The organism is Desulfobulbaceae bacterium (genome assembly GCA_013792005.1).
In the GTDB taxonomy this organism is placed as follows: domain Bacteria; phylum Desulfobacterota; class Desulfobulbia; order Desulfobulbales; family VMSU01; genus VMSU01.
In genome coordinates this window covers 1-21,694 of sequence record VMSU01000139.1, presented here as the reverse complement: position 1 = coordinate 21,694, position 21,694 = coordinate 1, and the positions used below count along the sequence as shown (strand labels likewise).

Below are 21,694 nucleotides of genomic sequence, written 5' to 3'. Positions count from 1 at the left end.
CCGATCCTGCCAGAGGTCGCCGAGGCTTATGAATGGGCATTGGAGTATCTGGACGGCGTAGCCGACAAATTGCTATGGGTCCGGTCCGATCCCGACAAGCCTTACCACGGAATTGATCCCAATGCAGGGTATAAACCGGAATGGTTGGAGTATGCCCTTGGCATGAGGGAAACAGCAGAAGGCCTTAAGAAACGAGGTGGAGGCAAGCAACATTTTGCCGATAAGCGAGATTACATAAACAGAAAGCGGTATGTTGATCTGGTCATTGCACTTTTGGCCCAGCATGAAGGAATGCCAATTGACGACGCCTGTCAAGAGGCTGTTGTTATATTGGCAGGGTGTTTTATATTTCCAGTGCCAAAGGCTAAGGAAGAGTTTCACAAATCAATTAAGCCCCATCTTGCACCCATTAATGGTTACACGGAAGAGGATAAAAGAAAAGAGACAGTAGCGAAAGAGAAGGCCGTTAGAGACTTAGGGACTAAGTATTATGAAACTGTAAGAGATTGGTACAAGCAGTGGCCTCAATAAAGTACCACATCGTAGGGGGCTGGAACTACACCAGTTAGACCACCTTACCACACCATTTCAATGACTTACAATGCCGAGCAGAAAGCAGCCTGTTTCGGCATTTTTAATTTTATTGGAGGTATGGTTATGGAAAAGGAACGGAAGCAAGCACAGACACGGATTTTAAGGAAGCCTGAATTACTGGCCATGGTGGGATTGAGTGACCCCACCATATGGAGAATGGAGAAGGATGGCAAATTTCCCAAGCGAATACGTTTGGGCGGCAATTCCTGCGGGTGGATTTCGGACGAAGTTGATTCATGGCTTGAAGAACGGATGGCAGAGAGGGTGGCAGCATGACCCCCAATAGAAAAGCGGCTTCACCCGTTCAGGACTTAGGCACCCTGGGCGAAACCGCTTCAAAACCACACGCCAATCTTACCATAAACCCCGTAATTTCTCAAGCATGGCATACCTGCGGCAATTCATCCAAGCAGCAACAATACAGGCTTTTGGGCTATCTTCAAATCAATGGCACCTGTACCACCTTGGAGGCACGCAAGAAACTGGACATCTTGCACCCAGCTTCCCGTATTTTATCTCTTAGGAAGGCCGGCTGGCCGATTGACACGGTATGGTGCAATGACCTTACCAGTGAGGGAAAGCAACATCGTGTGGCTCGGTATGTTCTAAGCAAGGAGGCGCAGCCATGAAAAACAGCACCGCTCCTTTCAATCAAGCATTGCGGGCTATCATCAAAGCCTTGGCAATCACCTTAAATTGTCGCCTGCTATTGTCTGACCGGCATGATCGTGGGAGGGCTGAAAATGACTAAGCCGACCGTTAAATTAACAGTCGTCACCAAAGACAGCGGCCCGTTGACCAAGATTATGAGCCTGCAGGGTGGGAAATTGGTCAAGGATTCAAGCCAATGCAGGATGGACACCGGCACAGCGCAGACAGTTGAAACAACGCTCGCCGAGATGCCTACGTTCTTGCGTAGCCTGAAACCCAACCAAGCCTTAGTCCATGGCACAGCAGAAGCGGAGAAGGCTCGTATCGTCACACAGAGAGCCTTTAACAGTCAACAAGGCACGATCACCAGGACAAAGGATTGCTTCAACTGGAACGATGGCCCGGGACTTATGTTCTTCGACTATGATCCGGAGCCGGGAGCAACACCGTTGAACTCGAAACAATTAGTGGCGGCGATGGCTCAGGCTATGCCAGCGATTGCAAACATGGGCTATGTCGCCACACCGTCAACGAGTTCTTGTATCTTCGATGCAGACGGTAATGAACTGCGGGGCGTGTCCGGCCTGCATAACTATTCTATTGTAAAGAACGCAAGAGACTTACCGAGGTTCAAAGAGGCATTGTTCAAACGTTGTTGGCTATCTGGGCATGGCTCTATCAAAATATCAGCGGCAGGTGGCCAGTTGCTACGCACGATATTTGATGCCGCCGTATTCAGTCCCGAAAGGCTAGACTTTGTGGCCGGTGCAATCTGTCAGGATGGATTGATTCAGCGATTGCCAAAGCCGGTTTATGTCCCTGGCGATGTTCTGGACACGAGCCTTTGTCTCGACCTCACAGTTGAGGAAGAGGCGCAGTACAAGCAGTTGGTCATTAAAGCCAAGGAAGCAACTGCGGCAGAGGCCACCAAGATCAAGGGCTTTTATGTCAAAACCGCCATATCGAAGATTCAGGCAGCAAGGCCAGACCTGAGCGAGACACAAGCCCGTAAGATTATTGAAGCCAGTTGCAAGGGCGATCTATGGGGAGATTTCGTTCTGACTCTGGACAATGGAGACACCGCCACCGTTAACGCAATCCTGGCTAATCCTGGGCAATTCGACAAAGAAACTTTTTATGATCCGCTTGAGCCTGAGACTGGCCCTTGTAAGGCTATGTTTTACGCCAACACCGCCACCGGGAAACCTTGCTTAAATAGTATGCTCCATGGCGGTCGACAATTCTTTCTACACGCCGGGCATGTTGTTGATGAGCAGCGCGACCAGGACACCAAGCAGCCACTTATGGTCACTGATATTCATTCATTGCTGGCAATGGAGATACCGCCACGGCGTAACCTCATGGCCCCCATAATTCAAGAACAGTCTTTGAACATGATTCACGCTTGGCGTGGTGTCGGGAAAACGCATACGGCTCTTGGCATCGTCTACGCTGTGGCGGCTGGGGGGGCATTCCTGAAGTGGTCAGCAGAGTCAGCCCGGAAAACGATCTATGTTGACGGAGAAATGCCAATTTCAGCCTTGCAAGACCGCTTGGCGGCCATAGCCTTGATGAACGATACTGAGCCACCAGAAGGCTTTTTAAAGCTGATTACACCAGACTTGCAAAGTGGAGCTATGCCTGATCTTGGCACCAAGGAAGGTCAAGAGCTGGTTGATTCTGTGGTGGACCCCGACACGTCTTTAATCGTGATTGACAATCTTTCTTGTTTGGTTCGTGCTGGAGGTAAAGAAAATGATGCCGAGAGCTGGTTGTCAGTCTCAGAGTGGGCGCTACGTCACCGGGCAGCAGGCCGAAGCATTCTATTCATTCACCATTCCGGCAAGAGCGGCAACCAAAGGGGAACAAGCAAAAGGGAGGATCTTCTTGACACCGTTATTTGTTTGAAGCACCCGGCAGACTATGACCCAAGTCAAGGGGCACAATTTGAAGTCAATTTTGAAAAAGCTCGCGGATTACACGGCGATGACGTGCGACCATTCGAGGCGCGGCTGATAACTGATGACAAGGGGCGGCCCTCCTGGACGATCCGAGACGTTGAAGATTCTACTCTTGAACGCTGCGTGGAACTGTTCAAGTTGGGGCTGAAGCAAGCGGAGATTGCCGTTGAGCTGGATATCAACAAGTCCAACGTTTCGCGCGCATTACGTAAGGCCGAGCAGCAGGGGTTGATTGTCATTCAGGGCGGCGCGGCGGCCAAGAAAAGGAACAAGATTGACCGTAGCGCCGGTAACGAAGAGTGAAAAGTTGCGCGTTGCGCGTACTAGGGAACGCAACACGCAACTTTTAGCCAATCGGACACAACAACCAACGCAACAGGAGCGCAACCAATGAGCCTCAAAGCCTTAGCTGGCGCGGTATTAGAGCGCAACAAACCGCGCAACTCACCCGCAACAACTGATCAAAACCCGCGCAACTTTTCACCCGAAAAAATGCCCCAAAAGTTGCGCGATATTTCAGGGGACAGAAACCTTTCTTTCTTCACAGAACAAACCAACCCGGCGGCACCGATTACCAACCAGGCCGCCGGGTATGGATGTGGCAGGTGCGGGGGCAAGGTCTATACCCAAGTGGTAAACGGGTGGCAGTGCGACGAGTGCGCCATGGTATTTGAAATCATAGGTGGCAGCAAGGGGCCACAAACTATCACCAAGGAGCAATAACGATGAAACAACGGAAAAAAACATTATCCCCACCGGGGGATGAGCAAACGGCCACGCCATACGAACCAACACCCTTTGAGCGTGAAGCAACCGAAACCTATCTGGCTGCCCAAAAAGCAAAGATGCCCGAATTCAAAGTACGTGATGGAAAAAATGGCAGGCATGAAATATCATTGGATCATCCCGCTCCAAAATGGGGAGAGGTTACAATAATGAATGCCTGTGCCACAACATCTTACCCCTTTATGGAGGTGATTATCTGCCAGCTTTCCAATGCCATGTCAAAAGGGGAAAAGCCAGATGAGGCGGCGATAAACTTCGCCCTTGATGTTATCAAAGGGGTTAAACCTAAGGATCAGGTCGAAACACTGCTGGCGGTGCAGATGGCAGCCATTCATATGGCGACCATGACTTTTGCCCGGAGGCTTGCCCATGTGGAGACCATCACCCAACAAGACAGCGCGGAACGTGCCTTAAACAAATTGGCCAGGACTTTCACGACCCAGATGGAGACGTTGAAGCGTTACCGTACCGGAGGAGAACAGAAAGTCACCGTTCACCATGTGACGGTCAACGAAGGTGGTCAGGCGATTGTGGGCAACGTGGAACGCTTGGGCGGGGGGGAGGGGTAAGCATGGAAAATGTTTGTTACCCCATGCCACGGGTTCACTGTGGCGCAAGAACACGCAAAGGAGGCACCTGCCGCCAACCCGCCATGATGAACGGGCGGTGTAGACTTCATGGCGGCAAGAGTAAATCAGGCAAGGACCACGGGAGGTACAAGCATGGCCGCTTTACCAAGGAGGCGAAAGCGGACCGGGAGATGCTTTCGGCTCTTCTGCGGGAAGTGAAGGAATTGACAGGAATGGTGAAATTTGCTTCATGAAATTAAAAAAGGTAAAAAGAGAAAACAAGGCCGCTTTCTCTTCTGGGGGAGGCGGTTTTTTTATGACCTGGGTTATTTTCAAGCGGCGTCAAATTGGTACCCCGATTGGTACCCCGTCAAAAAAAGGCAACAAAAAAAGGGCTACAGATAGACTGTAACCCTTTGGCAACAACTTGATCTTCCAAGCAAAAAAATGGTCGGGGCGGAGGGATTCGAACTCTCGACCTCCTGCTCCCAAGGCAGGCGCGCTAACCAGGCTGCGCTACGCCCCGAACAATTTCATTTGATGTGCTGTGTCTATTAGCATTATTGATGAGGTCGCGTCAATGAATTTTTCAATTCTGTTGTTGATAGTCTCGAAAAGGGCATGGAATAGCAGATCCAGCAACCGTGCCGTGGGATGAGGTTTTATCTTTATAGTATGCAGTTTGGGTCAAGCCGCCTGTCCGCAGGATTCCGGACTTTTTGAAATCTGTGTCTATTTTATGAGACCATCATTGTTGGAAGAGTTACTCCAGAGTATTGACAGGACTTAGCGAATCGGCGTAAATACAGTATGTCTAAAAATATTATACTTATCGGTTATCGAGCTACTGGCAAGACCACTGTTGGTCAAGAGCTTGCGACCCATCTTGGTCTCCGTTTTATTGATATGGATCATGAGGTGGAACAGCGGCAGGGGCGGAGTATCAGTGAAATGGTGGCTGATCAAGGTTGGTCTTATTTCAGAAGACTGGAGAGGGAGTTGCTCGAGGAGCTTCTCGGCTGGCGGGATGTGGTCATCAGCACTGGCGGTGGGGTGATTCTTAATCAGGATCTCTGGCCTCGGGTAAAGGCTTCCGGGTTGGTGGTCTGGTTGACCGCCGACCGGAAAACCATTTGCCAACGGCTGCTGGGGGATGATCAGACTGCCAGTCAACGTCCTTCTCTGACTGGTAGCGATCCCTTTGCCGAGATCGCTCAGGTCCTGGCGCAAAGAGAGCCTCTGTATCGGGCCGGGAGCCATCTTGAAGTCGATACTGGTTGCTTGGGACTTGATGAGATCATTTCCTTGATCGTGAACCGTGTTCGGGAGTTATATCCGATGACTGAGGGTATAACAGGTACGACAGGGATCGACGAATAATAAGCCATCAAAGAGTGAGGCTTGATTGCTGATATGCCGAGGCATCCTTTTGCTCATCAGCCGCCTCGTTCCATCCCACCTTAAATTAAACTTCCTAAATAAGGATCTGATCATGGCAGGCAACACATTTGGCAACGTATTCCGGGTGACCACCTGGGGCGAATCTCACGGCACGGCGGTTGGCGCTATCATTGATGGCTGTCCGCCGGGAATCGCCTTGACTCCTGAGCTTATTCAGTGCGATCTTGATCGGCGTCGTCCTGGCACCGGTGGGGCGGCCAGTCCACGCCAAGAGCCGGATCGGGTGGAGATTCTTTCCGGCGTTTTCGAGAACCAGACTACCGGCACCCCGATTGCCTTGGCCATCTATAACAAGGATGCCCACAGTAAGTCCTATGATCATCTCAAGGATATCTTCCGGCCAGGCCATGGCGATATCACCTATCTGCAGAAATACGGCATTCGTGATCATCGCGGGGGCGGGCGGGCATCGGCCAGAGAGACAGCGGCTCGGGTCGCGGCAGGTGCCGTAGCCCGACTGTTGCTCGCTCAGCAGGGAGTCATTGTCACCGCTTATACCGTGGCCTTGGGCGGAATTACCATCGAAAGCCGGGATATGGCTGCGATCAGTCAGAATCGGCTTTTCTGCCCGGATAATGAAGCGGCCCAGCTCATGGAGGAGAAGATTGCCTCTACCAAGAAAGAGGGGGATACCCTGGGCGGGATTGTGGAAATCATCGCCCAGAATTGCCCACCGGGCTTGGGGGAACCGGTTTTTGATAAACTTGATGGCGAATTGGCCAGGGCTTTGATGTCTATCGGGGCGGTTAAGGGGGTTGAGATCGGCGCTGGTTTTGCTGCGGCGGCGATGACTGGATCAGAGAATAATGATCCTTTGATCCCGGACGGTTTTGCGAGCAACCGTTCCGGAGGCATCCTGGCTGGAATTTCCAATGGCGACGATATCGTCTTGAGAGTTGCAGTCAAACCAATTCCGTCCATTGCCAAGGAACAACAGAGCATCGACTTGAATCATCAGCCGGTGACTATCAAGATCGGCGGCCGCCACGATATATCGGCGATCCCTCGGATCATCCCGGTATGTGAGGCTATGGTGTGCCTGACCCTGGCAGATCACCTGCTGAGGAATAAGACGATCCGTTGACCCATGGCCGGACCTCTCACCATAAATGGCCTGGTTGAGTCGAGTGTTCGTCGTTATGCTCAGCGCCCGGCGCTGTCCATGGCCTTTGCCAAGCCGCTGTCCTATGCCGCACTTGGGGAAACGATTAACATTCTTTCGGCCGCTCTCGCCGCTAAAGGGGTGAAACGGGGGGAGAGAGTTGCGATTCTGGCAGAGAACTCTCCGAACTGGGGCGTGGCATTTTTGGCTGTAACAGCTATCGGTGCTATCGCTGTTCCTATCTTGCCTGATTTTACCGAGGGTGATGTCCGGCATATCGTGCGCGATGCCTCGGTGAGCTGGGTCTTCACCACCAAACGGCAGATTGAAAAAATTCTCGATTGCGGTAGTGATGTAATTAAAGCAATCTTCACCACCGATGATAGTGAGTTGGCCCACTTGGGCCCGGTAGAGACCTTTTCCTCGATTCTGGCATACGGGAGCCGTTTGCCTCTCGCTGGTCTTGATGCTCTGGGGCCTCTTCCCGGTGATACCGCAGTCATTATCTATACCTCAGGCACCTCCGGCCATTCCAAGGGGGTGATGCTCTCTCATGTCAATATTTGTACCAATGTCGGTTCGGCTCAGCAGATTATTGCTATTTCGCCAGGCGCGACGTTCTTGTCAATCCTGCCACTTTCCCATGCCTACGAGTTTACCTTGGGGTTTGTCTTGCCTCTGGCCCATGGCTGTCGAGTGGTGTATAGCGATAAGGCCCCGACTCCCGCAGTGATGGAGGCGATCTGCCGCCAAGAACGGCCCGAGGTGATTTGCGCAGTACCCATGATTATGGATAAAATCTATAAAAAACGAGTGCTGCCGGTGATAGATGCTAATTTTTGGTTGCGACAGTTGCAGCGTTTTCCTTGGGGGCGCAGGGTGGTCAGGCGCAAGATTGGCGCTCGGTTGGCCGATTTTTTCGGCGGCAAGCTCAAGGTAATGGCCATTGGCGGGGCCGCTCTTAATATTGAAACGGAAATCTTTCTGCGGGAAGCGCGTTTCCCTTATATGGTGGGCTATGGCATGACCGAAACGTCTCCGCTCCTCGCTGCCGGACCTTTGGCAGACCCGTCGGTCGCCATCGGATCGGTCGGGCCACCGGTGCCGGGAGTCGAGCTTCGTATTGCCGATCCTGATCCTCTGACCGGGATTGGCCAGATCATGGCGCGAGGTCACAATGTGATGCAGGGGTATTACCAAAATCCGGAACTCACTGCTGAAACCATTGATACTGACGGGTGGCTGGCAACTGGTGATCTCGGACTGTTTGATGAGCGCGGCAATCTTCACATCAAGGGACGTTCGAAGTGCGTTATTGTCCTTGCCCACGGCGAGAATGTTTACCCGGAGGTGGTGGAGGAAAAAATCAATGCCTGTATGCAGGTCGTCGAGTCGTTGGTGGTTGAACGAAATGGTCGGCTTGAGGCCCTGGTCTATCTCGACTATGATCTGGTCGATCTGGCCAAGGGAAATCAGGACGCGCAACGTCAGACGATTCAGCGCCTCCTGGCCGAGATCAAGGATACCGTTAACCGTAAGCTCCCCGGGTACTCCAGGGTGCACACTGTAAGCGAACGGACCGAGCCTTTTGTCAAGACTCCAACGTATAAGATCAAACGGTGTTTGTACCAGTAGGGAATCTATCCACGTGCGCAATGATGTCGATGTTGCTCACCCTTCCGTTGTTAATCTTTTTCACTCATAGCACAGAGCAAGGATATTATGGCACAACCAATTTTCCCCATTAACTCAATTTGGATGATTGCCCGAGAATACGGAGAACTGGCCGGTGCTGGCGGTGTGAAGGATGTGGCCATGCAGCTGAGTGTGGCGCTTTCTCGCGGTGGCCGGTCGGTCAGTGTGGTTCTGCCGATGTACGGCACGATTGACCCGGAACGATTGGGATTTATCCGGATCGGACTGGACTTCGACCTGGATATGTCCTATCCCCAAGAGGAACGGCGCGAATTTGTCTCTATCTGGTGTCGGAAGGAAGAGGTGGATATCTATTTGATCGACAGCCCTCGTTTTCGAGAAAAAAGCGGGATCTATACCTATACGGCCCTTGACGAACGTCATAACCCCTTGCATCGGCAGGGAGAAGGTCATTACGACTATTTCGCCATGAATGTCTTGCATCAGAAGGCCGCCCTTTGCCTGCTGATTCAGCTTGGTATCCGACCCGATATTATCCACTGTCACGACGGTCATACCGCCTTGCTCCCGGCTCTTGCCAGAGAACAGGACGGGTTTTGTCATTACTTTAAGGAAACCGGGTTCGTGGTCACCATCCATAACGCCGGGCTCGGTTATCATCAAGAAGTCCATGATTTGCCTTTTGCCCAAGCGGTTACCGGCTTGCCTGCACGGGTCATAACCGCTAACGTGCTAAATGGGGCCTTTGATCCTTTTTTGGCAGCAGCCCATTATGCGGAGATGAACACGGTAAGCGAGAACTATGCCCGTGAGTTGCGGGAGACCGTGGATGATGCCATGACCGGTTGGCTTGGTCATCAGCTTTTGGCTCGGGGGCTGGCATTGCAGGGGATAACCAACGGCATCGATCCTGCGGAATTTAATCCCATGGATTACCAGAGGCTTGGTCTGCCTGTCGGATTTCAACTAGCAGGGGGGGGGCAAGGTGGTGAGGGTAACGGGATAGGTGAGACGTCAATTGGACTTTCCGGTAAGGTGCAGTGCAGAAAGGAACTCTGTGACGCTGTTGCCGCTAAAAGTCTAAGCGGCATCCGTCAGAGCGGCAGTCTTGATTTTCTCCCTGATCAACCCTTGGTGACCTTCATTGGTCGCTTCTCCACCCAGAAGGGGGTGGACATCATGATCGATGCGCTGAAATATCTTTTGCCGAGCGATGATGATTTCCAAATACTGATTTTAGGCTCAGGCCAAAAGGAGATTGAAGATGCCTTGGTCGCTCTGGCCAGTGATCATAGATATAAAGGGCGGGTTTGTCTCCTTAGGGGGTTTGACCCAAGTCTTGCCAACTGGGTGTATGCTGCCGGGGATTTCTTTCTCGTGCCCTCTCGCTATGAACCGTGCGGACTTACCGATTTCATCGCCCAGCTTTTTGGTAATCTGCCCATTGTTCATTATGTCGGGGGGTTGGTCAAGGTGGTGGACGGCGAGACTGGTTTCGCGTTCCACCAGCATAGCGGTCTTGCCCTGATGGAGGCTATGCAACACGCGTTTGCGGTCTACCGTTCATCGCGGGGCGCTGTTGTCGCCATGCAGCAGAAGGCTGTGGCCCTGATCCACGCGCAATACACCTGGGACAAGGTTAAGGCCCGTTATCTTGATTTGTATCATCAGGCTTTAGAGCGCCAACTGAGGGGGTAATATGGTTTTTGTTGGCTTGCCAGTAGTACTTTTATCAGTATAAGAAAAACCCCGTCAGGAACATGTGATCTTTGCTGTGGAATACGATCGGAGCAATTTTTTTGGTTTTCGGAATTTGGTGTTGGGGAAAAAATATAAGGCAGGGTCAGCAATGACTCTGCCTTATGAAGATGCCTCATAGGGATTTTAGTATGGTAAAGGAGTGCATGGTGTCATCATGCGCACCGATTGGTGGGCCATTCATGATCCGCGAGGGCAACAAGTTGCACACCCAGGCTACCAGGCTTATCGTGGTCGGACCCCAATTTGACCAAGGGGCATCCTCCACTATAGAAGGCTTTCATGGTTGAACGCACTGTTTTTGTAGGATTTTTTTTAGATTGTCTCAGGATTGATCAGGGAGATTGGCTTTGATTAACATTTCGTTGGCTTCCTGGGATCGTCCCATGCGGATCAGCAGGCTTGCCCGCATGCGCATCAATCCTTTATCCTTGGGCAGCTCCTGCAACATGGCATCGACAGCTTCCAGTGCGGGAGTGTCCTTTTCTTGCTTTGTGTGGATGCGATACCGTAGCAGATGATCAGCCAGGGAAGCTTTGGTCAGAGAAACGGCCTGTGAAAGATCCTTAAGTGCGCCGTCAAAATTTCCCTTGATATAGCGAATATCAGCACGGGCTCGCAGCAGTCCGGGGTCCTGGCTCTGTTTTTTATTTAACGCCTCCGAAATTTTGGCCTCGCCAAGATCGGTTTGATCATTGCCGGCTGCTGCATCCACAAAGGCCTGAAGAGCAGTTGCGCCTGGATCCTCGGCCGCAATAACCTCTTCAAGATCCGCAAGGGCTAGACGTTGCCAGGGGGCACCGATGATAAACAGGGCACGGGTTCGCTTGAGTGTCATGTCTCCTGGATGTTTGGCGATAGCGGCATTCAGAACAGACAGGGCCTCATAGATCAGGGCATCGTCTCCCTTGCCGGCCAGTCGAACCAGCCCTTTTGCCAGCAGAGGGCTCGACGGATCAAGTGTTTTGAGCTGAGCAAGTGATTTTTTTAAATCTCCGCTATTATCGGCTTGCAATGCCCTAGTGACTTCCGCTTCAACTGCATTGAGGGAATTAGCTGATGTGTGAAAAGGTGCGGCCAGCACCATGGAACAAATAAGGGCAACAACAATGAATCGTATCTTCATGGGATCTCTCCGGATTTATGGTTTTTTTGAACGGAATCAATGGTTTCAGACACAAGGGCCATGGATTCAACGAGACTTTTCCCGGTTTCCTGGAGCAAAAGCGCGTCGGCAACAATCGCGCTGTATTGTCCTTCAGACATGCCGCGGATAATCTCCACCTGCCGGTCAAAGGTTGTGCCTCCCCCCAGCGCAGCCAGATCTTTGTTCTGAAGACCAGGCGTGTTAATGCCGGCTCCCGTCTGAATTTTAGCATCAAAATCCTTGATCAGTTCAACAGCCTTTGCTTGGGCTTCACCGGTAATCAGGCTGCCGGCATCCATTACAGAAGCTGTAATTTTCCCAGGATTCCCAGATGGTTTTATGTTGGCGCTGCCTGTGGCTGTCGGTGTTGTCGGTGCAGCAGGTGCGGATGATCTGCTGCTTGTGTTTGCAGGTGGTGTTGATACGACTGTCTTGCGGTCTGAATTTTCCGTTAAAGTAGTATTCAGCACAGTTGCCTGGGCATTGGTCTGTGTCGACAGAAAATCAATATGGAGCTGTTCCAACTTCCAATCCCGGTTCAGGGCGGCTTGTGATCCTTTCAGGCCGCTTTCGGCATTGGCAACGGTTTTCGCCTGAATCGCAGTTTTCATGGAGTTGGCAAGGCCGTAAATTTGGAGCAGGTTGCCGGCATCTTGCAAGAGTCCCACGGCAATTGTTCCCCCGCCCTTGCCGTCACGGATCGCAATATAGGTATTGATGGGCAAGGTTTCTTTGCCAACCCCTTCCACTGCCCCTTTTATACCTTTGTCGGCATAGCCGGTGATAGAACCGGTGGCCAAGTTGTAAACCAGCAGGACTTTGCTGGCTGCCGCGGCCTGGGTGGTAAGGGTTGCGGCAGTTCCCGAGGCCAGAGTGAGCAGGCCCGCCTTACCGGCCATGGCTGTCATGCCTATCCCGCCTGTTCCAAGGCCCACGGCAAGGGTGGCGCCGACCTGAACCCGATAGGCCCCTATTTCATAGGCGGTATTGTCAAGGTCTGCCAAGGTTGCCTCCAGGCTTTGTTGAGCAAAATTCGCTTGGGTCCGGGTCTCAAAAACCGTTGACCGGAATTGCCGGACCGCGTCCAGACGTTCAAAATCCTGCAACCCGCCCTGGTTGTTAAACCCGGCAATTCTTTCTAGTTTTTCAATCAGATCAATAGCATCAGCCTGATCCGTGGTGCCGCGGATAAAGTTACGGGTCTTGATGACCTGCTCCGTGGCATCTTGTTCAGCCCTTGCCCTGGCGCTTAGATCCATGAGATTCAGGTCGGTCTGGGTAATCTTATACGGATCATAGTCGCTCAGGTCTTCCTTAACAAAAGTGGATATGCTGCCTCCTATCCGGGTCAGTTCCCGGCCCGCGGCCAGGGCAAATTCCTCTGATGCGGCAATACGGGCCTTTAAATCGGCCTGCTGTTTCTCTGTACCGTTACGCTGTTGAATGGACCGCAGTTCTGCCTCGGCTCTGTCCCGGTTGCGCAGGTGATATTCCACATCCTGTTGCAGTTGGGCCTGTTGGTCGGTTAAATCCACTTCCGCAGCAATGGTTTCCGCGACCACAGGCGCAGGTTCCACAGGCTTAAGCTCAGGTTCCACTGCGGGTGCTTCCTCTATTGGCTGTGGTTCTATAACCGGTTCGCCCTTGGCAAATGCCTCGCCTTCCTTTTTGATACCCTCTTTATACGCCTTAAGGTATGCCTCTGAATTATTTTTTGTCTCAATGTTCCATGCCAGGCTCTTCTCCAACATCTCTTTGTTCTTGCGTGCTTGATCCAATCCGGTCACGCTTCTGCGGTCGGCCACATCCTCTTGGATCAACTTGTCCAGTTCCACAGCTCTTAACTCGATCTGGCGAATCCGGTCGTCAGCGTTCTCAATGGTTGGTCGCATGGCCATGAGCCGGTCCTTGACCTCCAATAAATTGGAAAGTTTGTCACGATTTTCCTGCATGGATTTTTCATAAGCGGCCAGTTGCGGTTCATAGCTTCTTTTGACCCACTCTATCTGATTCTCTCTCTGGCTGGCCGGCTGGTTGTTGGCCCATTCAAGCAGGGCCTGATACTTGGCTTGAAGCGGATCAATTTTTTCACGCTTAAGGTATTCCATATAGCCAGGGATATTCTTTGTCGAATAGTTTACATTATTGATCCAGTAATCAATCATCTGGAGGTTAACCGGATTACCTAGCGGTGCAGCGGTTCTTATGTTGATACCGGCTTTCATGAAAAGCTCATTGTCGGTAAGTTCGGTGCGGAAATGAACCAGAGACTGCCGAATATCGATGCGCTCAGCCAGCAATTGTTCTTTTTCCTTAGAAAAAACAGCGATGCGTTCATCCAGAACAGCGATAACCCCTTCTTTATAAGCAATTTCCTCATCCCAGGCCGCGATCTCTTTCGTACGCATCTGGATGTCCTGCTCAAAGCTGCTGATGAGTTTTTCACTCCTGGAGATCTGTGCAGCCTGCTCAGGGGTGGGGCCAGTTTTCTGAACGGACGGCGGTGGCGTTACCGGCTGCGGTGGAATCACAGGTATCGGTACTGGCGGTTTTACTATCACCGGTGTCTGCCCATGAGGTATTGCTATCACCGGTGGCGGAGGGGGTGGCGGTGCATGGTGATGGGATGCCTGAACGTCGGTTAGCAGGCACAACAAAAAGAGTGTCATCGATCCTGCTAGCCATCGGAAAAAGGGTTGCAGGGGGGCGCGTTTCATGGGCGGATATCCTTTTACGGGTTAATGGGTTGCCACTATCTTTTTTTCCATGGATGCCAGTGCAGAAGTTACTATGGGTAGCCAGTCATCATCGTGTTCCTGCCCGTCTACCCATCGAACCGTATCTGGGGGTAGCTGCCGGGCCGTGCGGAGTGTCATATTGATAGGAACCACCTGGTCATTGGTGCCAAAGAGATGGCATTGGAAAAAATCTGTCATAGCAAGGGCTGCCAGCAATTCTCCATCCGGTCGAATCGTCTCAAGGGAGGATATTTGATGCACCTCAGTCCAGGCCTTCAGATCCAAAGGCGCTGCCACGGTGATAAGCCCGGCGACATCCCGTCGCTTAAGTGCCAGTTCTGCTGCCAGGATGCCTCCGCCTGAAAAACCGATCAGAATAATCTGGTGGTCTTTGATCTGTACCTGATTGATAAGATTGTTAAGTGCTGTCAGAGGTTCCCGGCCGAAGCGTTGATCGGTCCAATGATGAATGGAACAGTGTGCCGTTTGTTCAACGGAAAGATACTGGCAGGGCCGGGCAAGATAGAGCAATGAACGACCCTGAGCCAGGGCTGCGGCAAGCCGTGCACCTGTGCCGGATCGGGGGGTGGGGTCAGAGGGAGGGGTTCCATCTCTGCCCCAGGCTGCTCCATCACCTTCTATAACCACCACAAGGGGGTGGCCTGCCATGCTAGGAGAGGCTTTGAGCCACCCTTGTGTTATCAGGGCCAGGTTGGCACGGGTCTCCTCCAGCCGGATAAAATCACTATCCCATGGAGGCAATCTTGGACCTTGAGTACACGCGGCAAATACCAGGCAGGCCATTGTGGTCACATGTCTTAAATCGACATCAAAACCCATAACGCATGTTGAAAGAGATTCCGTTGTTTGTCAAATCTTCTCGCAAAAGTTCAGATGTTAGGGAAAGCGTCATGGACAGTCCCTGTATTTTTTCTGATCCATAAAAGGAGCATCCCAGACCGACAGTCAGCCCATCATTATCATTAGCCGGTTGTGCTCCGCCGCCGAGAATAAATTGATCCTCGCGGTCAAGATCATTGGTGTAGGTAAGTGATAGTGACGGCATAAATGGTGCGGCCCAATATCCGATGGACCCGCCGATATTTGCCTGTACCAACTCGTTAGTTTGCCCAAGATTGACGGTACCGTTACTTTCGGTAAAGCTTGAACGTTCATCCTGATTATACATCAAGCCTGCCCTTGCAGAGGCAAACATTTGATTGAACCATTTTTGCGCGTTGAGGTTCCCCGCCACGATCCACCCATCAGAATCCTGGCTGCCGGTAACGAGAGAACCGAATTCAATGCGACGGTTTTTTGTTTCATTCCAGGCATGTCCAGCCGACACATCAACACTCAGCCAGTCGTTCACCTTAAAATTGGCATAGGGCATAAATGTAAATCCATCAGTCTGGCTGTTACCACTGTTGAAAACGGTGTCAATATCCGTGTCAGAAAAGTTCAGTGAAATACCTGCTGTAAGCTTTGAGTTTAGCTGGTAATCTGCTCCGATCGCGCCTGTGGTTGAGGATCCATCATAAGCAGTCAGTACAAAGTCATCTTCGATTTTATTGTAGCCTAGGTTGGCCCAGGTCGAAACACCCATGGTTTGCTCTCCGGCGGCCAGGCTGATAAAACCTTGTGGAAGTATTGCAGCGGAGCTGGAACCGGGAGATGGAAAATCTTTCAGGTTAAACAGCGGATTGAACCGCATGTTGATTAGTTGGCCTGCCGCTCCGGCTGTTACCCTTTGAACCGAAATAGCGGTTCTTTCTGTGCTGGCAACGTCATTGGATGTGTCCTCCTCATGAATTAAATCGTGGTGGGAGGCTAGACTCACGACAGGAAATGCCATAGGGATTGCAAGGACTGCAAAGGAGAAGATTGACTTTTTGAACATTGAGTACTCCTGGGTTTGAGGTTTATTCATGAAACTATGTGCCATAAAATTTAATGAAGTGATTTTTTTAAGTTAACAAAACCAATAGATTAAAGCCGGCAAACGATATGCCGTGTCAACAACGTTTTACTAATTATGACAGGAACTTTTTTTATATCAATAAAAACAATAAATATTTATTAAACTTTTTGAGAAATTCTGGGGGAGGAATATCAGTGTTGTTTGGTTACAGAAAAAAATGAGAGGAAAAAAAGGGTTCAAGTATTCTCTTGGCTTTTGCTGAGGCCTCTTTCAATTCTAGCGACCTGCTCCCTCAGTCGACGATCCTTGGACAGTCTCAATTTTACCCGCTCAAAAGCACTGCTAACGCTGCTGTAATTCGCTAAGTTGAAGTCTTTGCCCAGTTCAACAAGAGTTTGCCTGCAGTACTTCCTCTGTAAGTAAATGGCCACATCCCTCGGAAGATTTTCCGTCCCCCGTTTTGAATGCATAAGAGTTTCTTTTTCGAGGCCAAAGTCCTTTCTCACCAGTTCTTTGATGGTGTCACTATTCAAGGAAAGGGACCGCGACTCTGGGATCTCCGTGTTGGATCGTAAATAATGGAACTTTTCTTTGATCCACTCTTTGAAATCCGCGCAGCCCAAAATTGAGGGAACATTTTTTTTCGTATAAAATTCCTTAATTTCTTCTGGTTCCTGTCCAGCCTCAAACTCTTTATAGGCCTTGATTGCCAGATGCCTTTTTTGTGAGAACATGGCCAACAAATAATCCCGATACAACCAGTCCCAGTCCTTGGTGCGTATTCCGATGAAAGCGGCCAGGTGACCCGACATGAAAGCGGCCAGCGTTCCTGTGATTTCGGCCAGTGATGAGGATGAGCCTCGGGGTGAGGAATTTCACTTTGCCATAGACTCAGGGCAAAGGGGTCAAATCTTCTTTTGGCTTTTATGCGAACTTAAGTGTAGCAGGCGGATCAAAGTCCGGAAGAAAACAGCCCGATCAATACAGAAGCAACTGGATAAAACAGACAAGAAATATAGCAAAAGGTAACAGCAGACTTGGCCACTCTGACTCAAAAATTCCTGTCATGGTATCCTTGCGCCGATAAGATAAAAGTGCTAAATTAGATATCAAATAGCATGTCAATTTTAATGGGAGAAAATATCATGGACATAATCCTTAGCAGCATGACTGTGAGCGTCACTGAACTGAAACGGAACTTCGCGGAGATCCTCAAGCAAGCCGATGATTGCCCGGTGGCGGTGCTTAATCATAACCGACCTGAAGCCTATTTGTTACCAGCGGCTCACTATGAAAGGCTGATAACTTACCTTGAAGAACTGGAGGACGCCAAACTTGTCCGTGAGCGTGCCGATGGTCCTTTTGTCGAGGTGAGTCTCGATGAGCTATAAGCTACGTTTTCACGAACTGGCGCTGGAAGAGTGGCACAAACTTGATGGCAGTATCAGGGAACCGCTGAAGAAGAAACTAGCAGAGCGTCTCGAAAATCCGCGAGTACCCTCTGCCGCACTTTCTGGCATGACCGACTGTTACAGGATTAAGCTCAGAAGCGTTGGCTACCGTCTGGTTTATCGTGTTGATGAAGAGATTGTTTTCGTTACGGTTATCGCCGTCGGTAAGCGGGATAAGCAGAAAGTTTATGAGACGGCTCAGTCACGATTGTGACCGTCCTTTTGCCCATCGCTATCTTTAATCATGGTTATTTTTTCTAAATGAAAGATAAAGGGGTCTTGCAACCAAACAAAATTAATAAACTTACTTGCAAGACAACCCCATTTATCTCATTCTTTTCTTGTTTGTATTAAACGCATTGAGCGGACTCAGTGCCTGAGTTTGCTTCGGCTATCCTTGCAAGTTTTCGTTCCCTTCGTAGTTCTTTCTGGACTTTCTCTGCCTTGACCATGTCTTCGATCGAGCGGACAACGTCTGGTTCCGTCTTTTTGAAATGTTTCTCGTAGACGTGTTCAATGAACTCGCCGAGAGGCGCCTTCCATGTTTCTTGTTTGTTGTTGGAAAGACTACCGAAATTCTTCGGATTCAGACCAAGTTCCCTTGCCATTTGTATTTGCGCATGGGTCAACTTGAAGCACTTACGCGCATCTATCCACTTTTTGTATTTCTCTGGAATGGCCTGCTTCTTCATTTTCTTCGTACGAACTAATTATTATCCCGTTTCCGTATATCTTACGTAACCAAAGGCATGTTGCCCCCAAACGTGAGGTTTAATCAGATTTTCCTACCCGTGATGACTCTTCTTGCCCACCTGCCAGCGGTAGATCGGCTTGCGGGCCAGCGACCAGTAGCCCGGCATGAAGAGTACCGCCACGGTATAGAGTTCCAGGCGGCCGGCAAGCATGCAGAAGGTGAGGATCAATTTGGCGACAGCCGGCAGCCCCCCGAAATGCTGCGCCGGACCGACTTGTTGCAGACCAGGTCCGATATTGTTGAGCGTGGCGGCCACGGCGGTAGTTCCGGTGACGATATCGACACCAGTTGCCGTGACGCCCAGGCAGGCCAGAAAAAATACAATGGTGTAGAGGGAGAAAAATCCCAGAATGGCCACTTTCACGTCACGGGGGACCTTCACCTGTCCCACTTGGATGGTGTATACCCCTCGCGGATGGACGAGTTTGCGGAGCTGGAGCCGGGCATATTTAAAGAAGAGCAGAAAGCGAAAGACTTTGATGCCACCTCCGGTTGAGCCGGCGCAGCCACCGACGAACATGAGGGCGACCAGGAAAAACTTGCACATCGGCGGCCACTGCTCGAAGTCTGCGGTGCCGAATCCGGTGGTGGTAATGATTGACACCACTTGAAACAGGGCTGCTCGGATCTGCTGGCCTAGGCTTTGATAGACCCCGTGGAATAGATTGGCGCCTAGAATGACCACAAAGGCCAATCCGATAAACCCTAGATAGAGACGGAACTCTTCATTCTGCCAGTATATTTTTAGATTGCCGCGCAGTCCATGGTAGTGCAGGGAAAAGTTGATCCCGGCCAGGAACATGAAAACAATGATGACTGCTTCGACATAGGCGGACTGGAAATAGCCGACGCTTGAGTTATGGGTTGAAAATCCGCCGGTGGCAAGGGTTGCAAATGAGTGGCAGATGGCATCATAAAAACTCAGCCCGCCGAGCATCAGCAGCACAATTTCTACACCGGTGAAAAGGACATAAACGGTCCAGAGAATTCTTGCGGTATCCTGGATGCGAGGGGCGAGGCGGTCCTTGGTTGGTCCGGGCATCTCCGCCTGGAACATCTGCATGCCTCCGGCGCCGATGAGCGGCAGGATTGCCAGTGATAGGACAATAATACCCATGCCTCCCAGCCAGTGTGTCGTTGCTCGCCAGAAGTGAACACTTTCGGGGAGGATCTCAACCTGTCCCAGAATGGTGGAGCCGGTGGTGGTGAAACCGGACATGGACTCGAAAAAACAGTCGATAAACGAAGGGACCTTGCCGCATAGGTAGTAGGGGAACGCTCCGAGAAAAGCAAGTCCGAGCCAAGCCAGCACGACAACGGCGAAACCGTCGCGAAAGCCAAGATCTTCATCGGCAACAAACACCGCGATAAATAGGCTCCCCAGGGTTGCCCCGAAGAGGGAGCACAACAGAAAGACCCTGATCATGCCGTCATTAAAGTAGAGGCTGAAGGGAATGGGCAGCAACAAAAACAGGGAAAGGCTGATCAGCAGCTTTCCGAATAGATTTAAGACTCCTCCAATTCGCATATCTTATCCGCCCTTATTCGGCAAAAAAACTCTCTACGGCGCCGATGGCTGCCTTGGTGCAAAAAATGACCAGATTGTCATCCGGTTTGATCACGGTATTGCCGGAAGGGATAATCACGTCGCCTTTCCCGGTTTTAACGATTGCCCCAAGGATGGCGCCAGCAGGAAAGTGAAGGTCTTTAAGCGCAACGTTTTGAAACTGCTTTTTATCGGGAACCTTAAGTTCAATGACCTCGGCGTCGCTGCCCATCAGACTGGCAACGGAAACGATTTTTCCGCCGCCGCGAACAAATCGGAGAATCATATTAGCTGCCACCAGCCGAGGGCTCAAGGCCACGTCAATCCCCAATTTGCCGAGCATGGGGATGAAATCAGGTCGAGTTATTCGGGTAATGCACTTTTTTGCCCCATGATGTTTGGCTAGGAGACTTGACAAAATATTCGCCGTATCGCTATCGGTTACTGAAATTACCAGGTCTGCCTGATCGATTCCTTCATCAAGGAGGTCGCTGGCTTCAAGACCGTCACAGTTCAGCACGATGGTGTTCTTGAACTGTTCCGTTAAGTTCTCGCAACTGTCGGGATTTTTTTCCACCAAGCGGACATCAATGCCCGCCTTCTCCATTCGTTTTGCAACCAGTGAACCGATAATGCCGCCGCCGATGATGAAGACCTTGCGAGGAATTCTGCTCTCGAAATTAAAGAGCTTTTCCATCTCGGAGATGTCTTCCTTGCGGGTGGCGATATACATTTTATCTCCGGCCTCAATGCAGTCGCCGCCGCGCGGGATAATGGTCTTGGCGCCTCGGATTATAGCAACGATGACCCCTGGCAGTTTCTTTATCATTTGCAGTGAGAGCCCAACACATGGATTGCCCTGATTGACGGCATATCCGAGAACTACCACATGTCCGCCAGCAAACTCGGCGACCTCAAAGGCCTCGGAATGAATACTCATCTTCATCACTTCGTCGGCCATGGCAATGTCCGGGCTGATCAGCAGATCAATGCCGAGGGAACTCTCGCATAGCGGTAATCCTTGAGCAAAAAAATCCTCACTTCGAACTCTGGCAATTCGAGTTTTTACCCTGTACTGCTTGGAAACAATGCAGGCAATCAGGTTGACCTCATCACTGTCGGTAACTGCGATAAAGAGATCGGTATGCTGGATGCCTGCTTCTTCGAGGATGCGGACTGAAGCGCCGCTGCCATGCACCGTGAGGATATTGAGATCCTTTTCAATGCGGCGTAGCTTTGCCTTGTCGGAATCAACGAGGACAACATCTTGGCCCTCGGCGCTGAGTTTCTCACTCAAGTGGTAGCCCACCTTGCCGGCTCCAACGATCATTATTCTCAAAATATTTGCCTCCTACTGAATGGCATGACGCGGGGGATTTATTTGGGAAAATGCTATGAACTTCGAATCAATAATATGGATTCGAGAGCTTCTAAGGGACTCGGAAAATACTAATTTGCCTGGATCGCGCCCGGATCTGGGTCAGATTTGGTTGCGCCGATTGAACAAAACCGCAGGCGTAGCAGCGCTACGTCGAGGATTTTGTGATTGAGTCGCGACCAAAGATGGCCCAAAGCCGGGATGCGTTATGGTAAATTGGT

Annotated in this window: 21 protein-coding genes, 1 tRNA gene and 1 pseudogene; 13 read left to right on the top strand and 10 right to left on the bottom strand. The window is 50.9% G+C overall.

Going from position 1 to position 21,694, the window contains the following annotated elements; all coding sequences use genetic code 11:
* The first annotated feature begins 657 nt into the window (after window positions 1–657).
* The 6 genes from FP815_08420 (at window position 658) to FP815_08395 (ending at window position 4,815) form a co-directional block, all read left to right on the top strand.
* Window positions 658–870, top strand: a complete 213-nt coding sequence (locus FP815_08420) for an AlpA family transcriptional regulator (GenBank protein ID MBA3014963.1) — start codon at window positions 658–660, stop codon at window positions 868–870.
* Complete coding sequence (locus FP815_08415) at window positions 867–1,223, top strand: hypothetical protein (GenBank protein MBA3014962.1); 357 nt, start codon at window positions 867–869, stop codon at window positions 1,221–1,223. The genes FP815_08420 and FP815_08415 overlap by 4 nt, the downstream gene beginning before the upstream one ends.
* Before the next feature lie 93 nt (window positions 1,224–1,316).
* Complete coding sequence (locus tag FP815_08410) at window positions 1,317–3,509, top strand: AAA family ATPase (protein ID MBA3014961.1); 2,193 nt, start codon at window positions 1,317–1,319, stop codon at window positions 3,507–3,509.
* 87 nt (window positions 3,510–3,596) lie between these two features.
* Window positions 3,597–3,929, top strand: a complete 333-nt coding sequence (locus FP815_08405; protein ID MBA3014960.1) for a hypothetical protein — start codon at window positions 3,597–3,599, stop codon at window positions 3,927–3,929.
* A gap of 2 nt (window positions 3,930–3,931) precedes the next feature.
* Window positions 3,932–4,561: a hypothetical protein gene (locus tag FP815_08400; GenBank protein ID MBA3014959.1), complete on the top strand. Its 630-nt coding sequence runs from the start codon at window positions 3,932–3,934 to the stop codon at window positions 4,559–4,561.
* Window positions 4,562–4,584: 23 nt separating this feature from the next.
* Window positions 4,585–4,815: a hypothetical protein gene (locus FP815_08395; protein MBA3014958.1), complete on the top strand. Its 231-nt coding sequence runs from the start codon at window positions 4,585–4,587 to the stop codon at window positions 4,813–4,815.
* Between the two features lie 194 nt (window positions 4,816–5,009).
* Here FP815_08395 and FP815_08390 read toward each other — a convergent pair.
* Window positions 5,010–5,087: transfer RNA gene (locus tag FP815_08390), tRNA-Pro, on the bottom strand.
* A 284-nt stretch (window positions 5,088–5,371) separates the two neighbouring features.
* Here FP815_08390 and FP815_08385 point away from each other — a divergent pair.
* The 5 genes from FP815_08385 to FP815_08365 all read left to right on the top strand — a co-directional run bounded on the left by FP815_08385 (window position 5,372) and on the right by FP815_08365 (window position 10,828).
* On the top strand, window positions 5,372–5,941 hold the full coding sequence (locus tag FP815_08385; protein ID MBA3014957.1) for a shikimate kinase: 570 nt from the start codon (window positions 5,372–5,374) through the stop codon (window positions 5,939–5,941).
* A gap of 112 nt (window positions 5,942–6,053) precedes the next feature.
* Window positions 6,054–7,106, top strand: coding sequence for a chorismate synthase (gene aroC, locus FP815_08380; GenBank protein MBA3014956.1), 1,053 nt, complete (start codon window positions 6,054–6,056; stop codon window positions 7,104–7,106).
* A gap of 3 nt (window positions 7,107–7,109) precedes the next feature.
* Window positions 7,110–8,759: a long-chain fatty acid--CoA ligase gene (locus tag FP815_08375; GenBank protein ID MBA3014955.1), complete on the top strand. Its 1,650-nt coding sequence runs from the start codon at window positions 7,110–7,112 to the stop codon at window positions 8,757–8,759.
* A 123-nt stretch (window positions 8,760–8,882) separates the two neighbouring features.
* A complete protein-coding gene (locus tag FP815_08370) occupies window positions 8,883–10,478 on the top strand; it encodes a glycogen synthase (GenBank protein MBA3014954.1) in 1,596 nt (531 codons plus the stop codon).
* A 164-nt stretch (window positions 10,479–10,642) separates the two neighbouring features.
* Entirely contained in the window at window positions 10,643–10,828 is a 186-nt protein-coding gene (locus FP815_08365; protein MBA3014953.1) for a hypothetical protein, read from the top strand.
* 35 nt (window positions 10,829–10,863) lie between these two features.
* On the opposite strand, the gene FP815_08360 is transcribed toward FP815_08365, so the two are convergent.
* The 6 genes from FP815_08360 to FP815_08335 form a co-directional block, all read right to left on the bottom strand.
* Window positions 10,864–11,664: a hypothetical protein gene (locus FP815_08360; protein MBA3014952.1), complete on the bottom strand. Its 801-nt coding sequence runs from the start codon at window positions 11,662–11,664 to the stop codon at window positions 10,864–10,866.
* Window positions 11,661–14,093, bottom strand: a complete 2,433-nt coding sequence (locus tag FP815_08355) for a hypothetical protein (GenBank protein ID MBA3014951.1) — start codon at window positions 14,091–14,093, stop codon at window positions 11,661–11,663. The genes FP815_08360 and FP815_08355 overlap by 4 nt, the downstream gene beginning before the upstream one ends.
* A gap of 61 nt (window positions 14,094–14,154) precedes the next feature.
* Entirely contained in the window at window positions 14,155–14,370 is a 216-nt protein-coding gene (locus FP815_08350) for a hypothetical protein (GenBank protein ID MBA3014950.1), read from the bottom strand.
* A gap of 53 nt (window positions 14,371–14,423) precedes the next feature.
* Window positions 14,424–15,263 carry an alpha/beta fold hydrolase gene (locus FP815_08345; protein ID MBA3014949.1) on the bottom strand — a complete coding sequence of 280 codons (840 nt, stop codon included), beginning with the start codon at window positions 15,261–15,263 and terminating at the stop codon, window positions 14,424–14,426.
* Window positions 15,253–16,368, bottom strand: a complete 1,116-nt coding sequence (locus tag FP815_08340) for an autotransporter outer membrane beta-barrel domain-containing protein (protein ID MBA3014948.1) — start codon at window positions 16,366–16,368, stop codon at window positions 15,253–15,255. Before FP815_08340 ends, FP815_08345 begins: the two co-directional genes overlap by 11 nt.
* A 212-nt stretch (window positions 16,369–16,580) precedes the next feature.
* On the bottom strand, window positions 16,581–17,156 hold the full coding sequence (locus tag FP815_08335) for a hypothetical protein (GenBank protein MBA3014947.1): 576 nt from the start codon (window positions 17,154–17,156) through the stop codon (window positions 16,581–16,583).
* A 333-nt stretch (window positions 17,157–17,489) separates the two neighbouring features.
* Here FP815_08335 and FP815_08330 point away from each other — a divergent pair, with 333 nt between their 5' ends.
* Window positions 17,490–17,735 carry a type II toxin-antitoxin system Phd/YefM family antitoxin gene (locus tag FP815_08330; GenBank protein MBA3014946.1) on the top strand — a complete coding sequence of 82 codons (246 nt, stop codon included), beginning with the start codon at window positions 17,490–17,492 and terminating at the stop codon, window positions 17,733–17,735.
* Window positions 17,725–18,009, top strand: coding sequence for a type II toxin-antitoxin system RelE/ParE family toxin (locus tag FP815_08325; protein ID MBA3014945.1), 285 nt, complete (start codon window positions 17,725–17,727; stop codon window positions 18,007–18,009). The genes FP815_08330 and FP815_08325 overlap by 11 nt, the downstream gene beginning before the upstream one ends.
* A 220-nt stretch (window positions 18,010–18,229) precedes the next feature.
* Here FP815_08325 and FP815_08320 read toward each other — a convergent pair.
* From FP815_08320 to trkA, 3 genes and pseudogenes are all read right to left on the bottom strand, one after another.
* Window positions 18,230–18,487: pseudogene (locus tag FP815_08320) on the bottom strand (hypothetical protein).
* 93 nt (window positions 18,488–18,580) lie between these two features.
* Window positions 18,581–20,077 (bottom strand): TrkH family potassium uptake protein, encoded by a 1,497-nt coding sequence (locus tag FP815_08315; protein ID MBA3014944.1) that lies wholly within the window; start codon window positions 20,075–20,077, stop codon window positions 18,581–18,583.
* 13 nt (window positions 20,078–20,090) lie between these two features.
* Complete coding sequence (gene trkA, locus FP815_08310) at window positions 20,091–21,434, bottom strand: Trk system potassium transporter TrkA (protein MBA3014943.1); 1,344 nt, start codon at window positions 21,432–21,434, stop codon at window positions 20,091–20,093.
* Window positions 21,435–21,694: the final 260 nt, after the last annotated feature.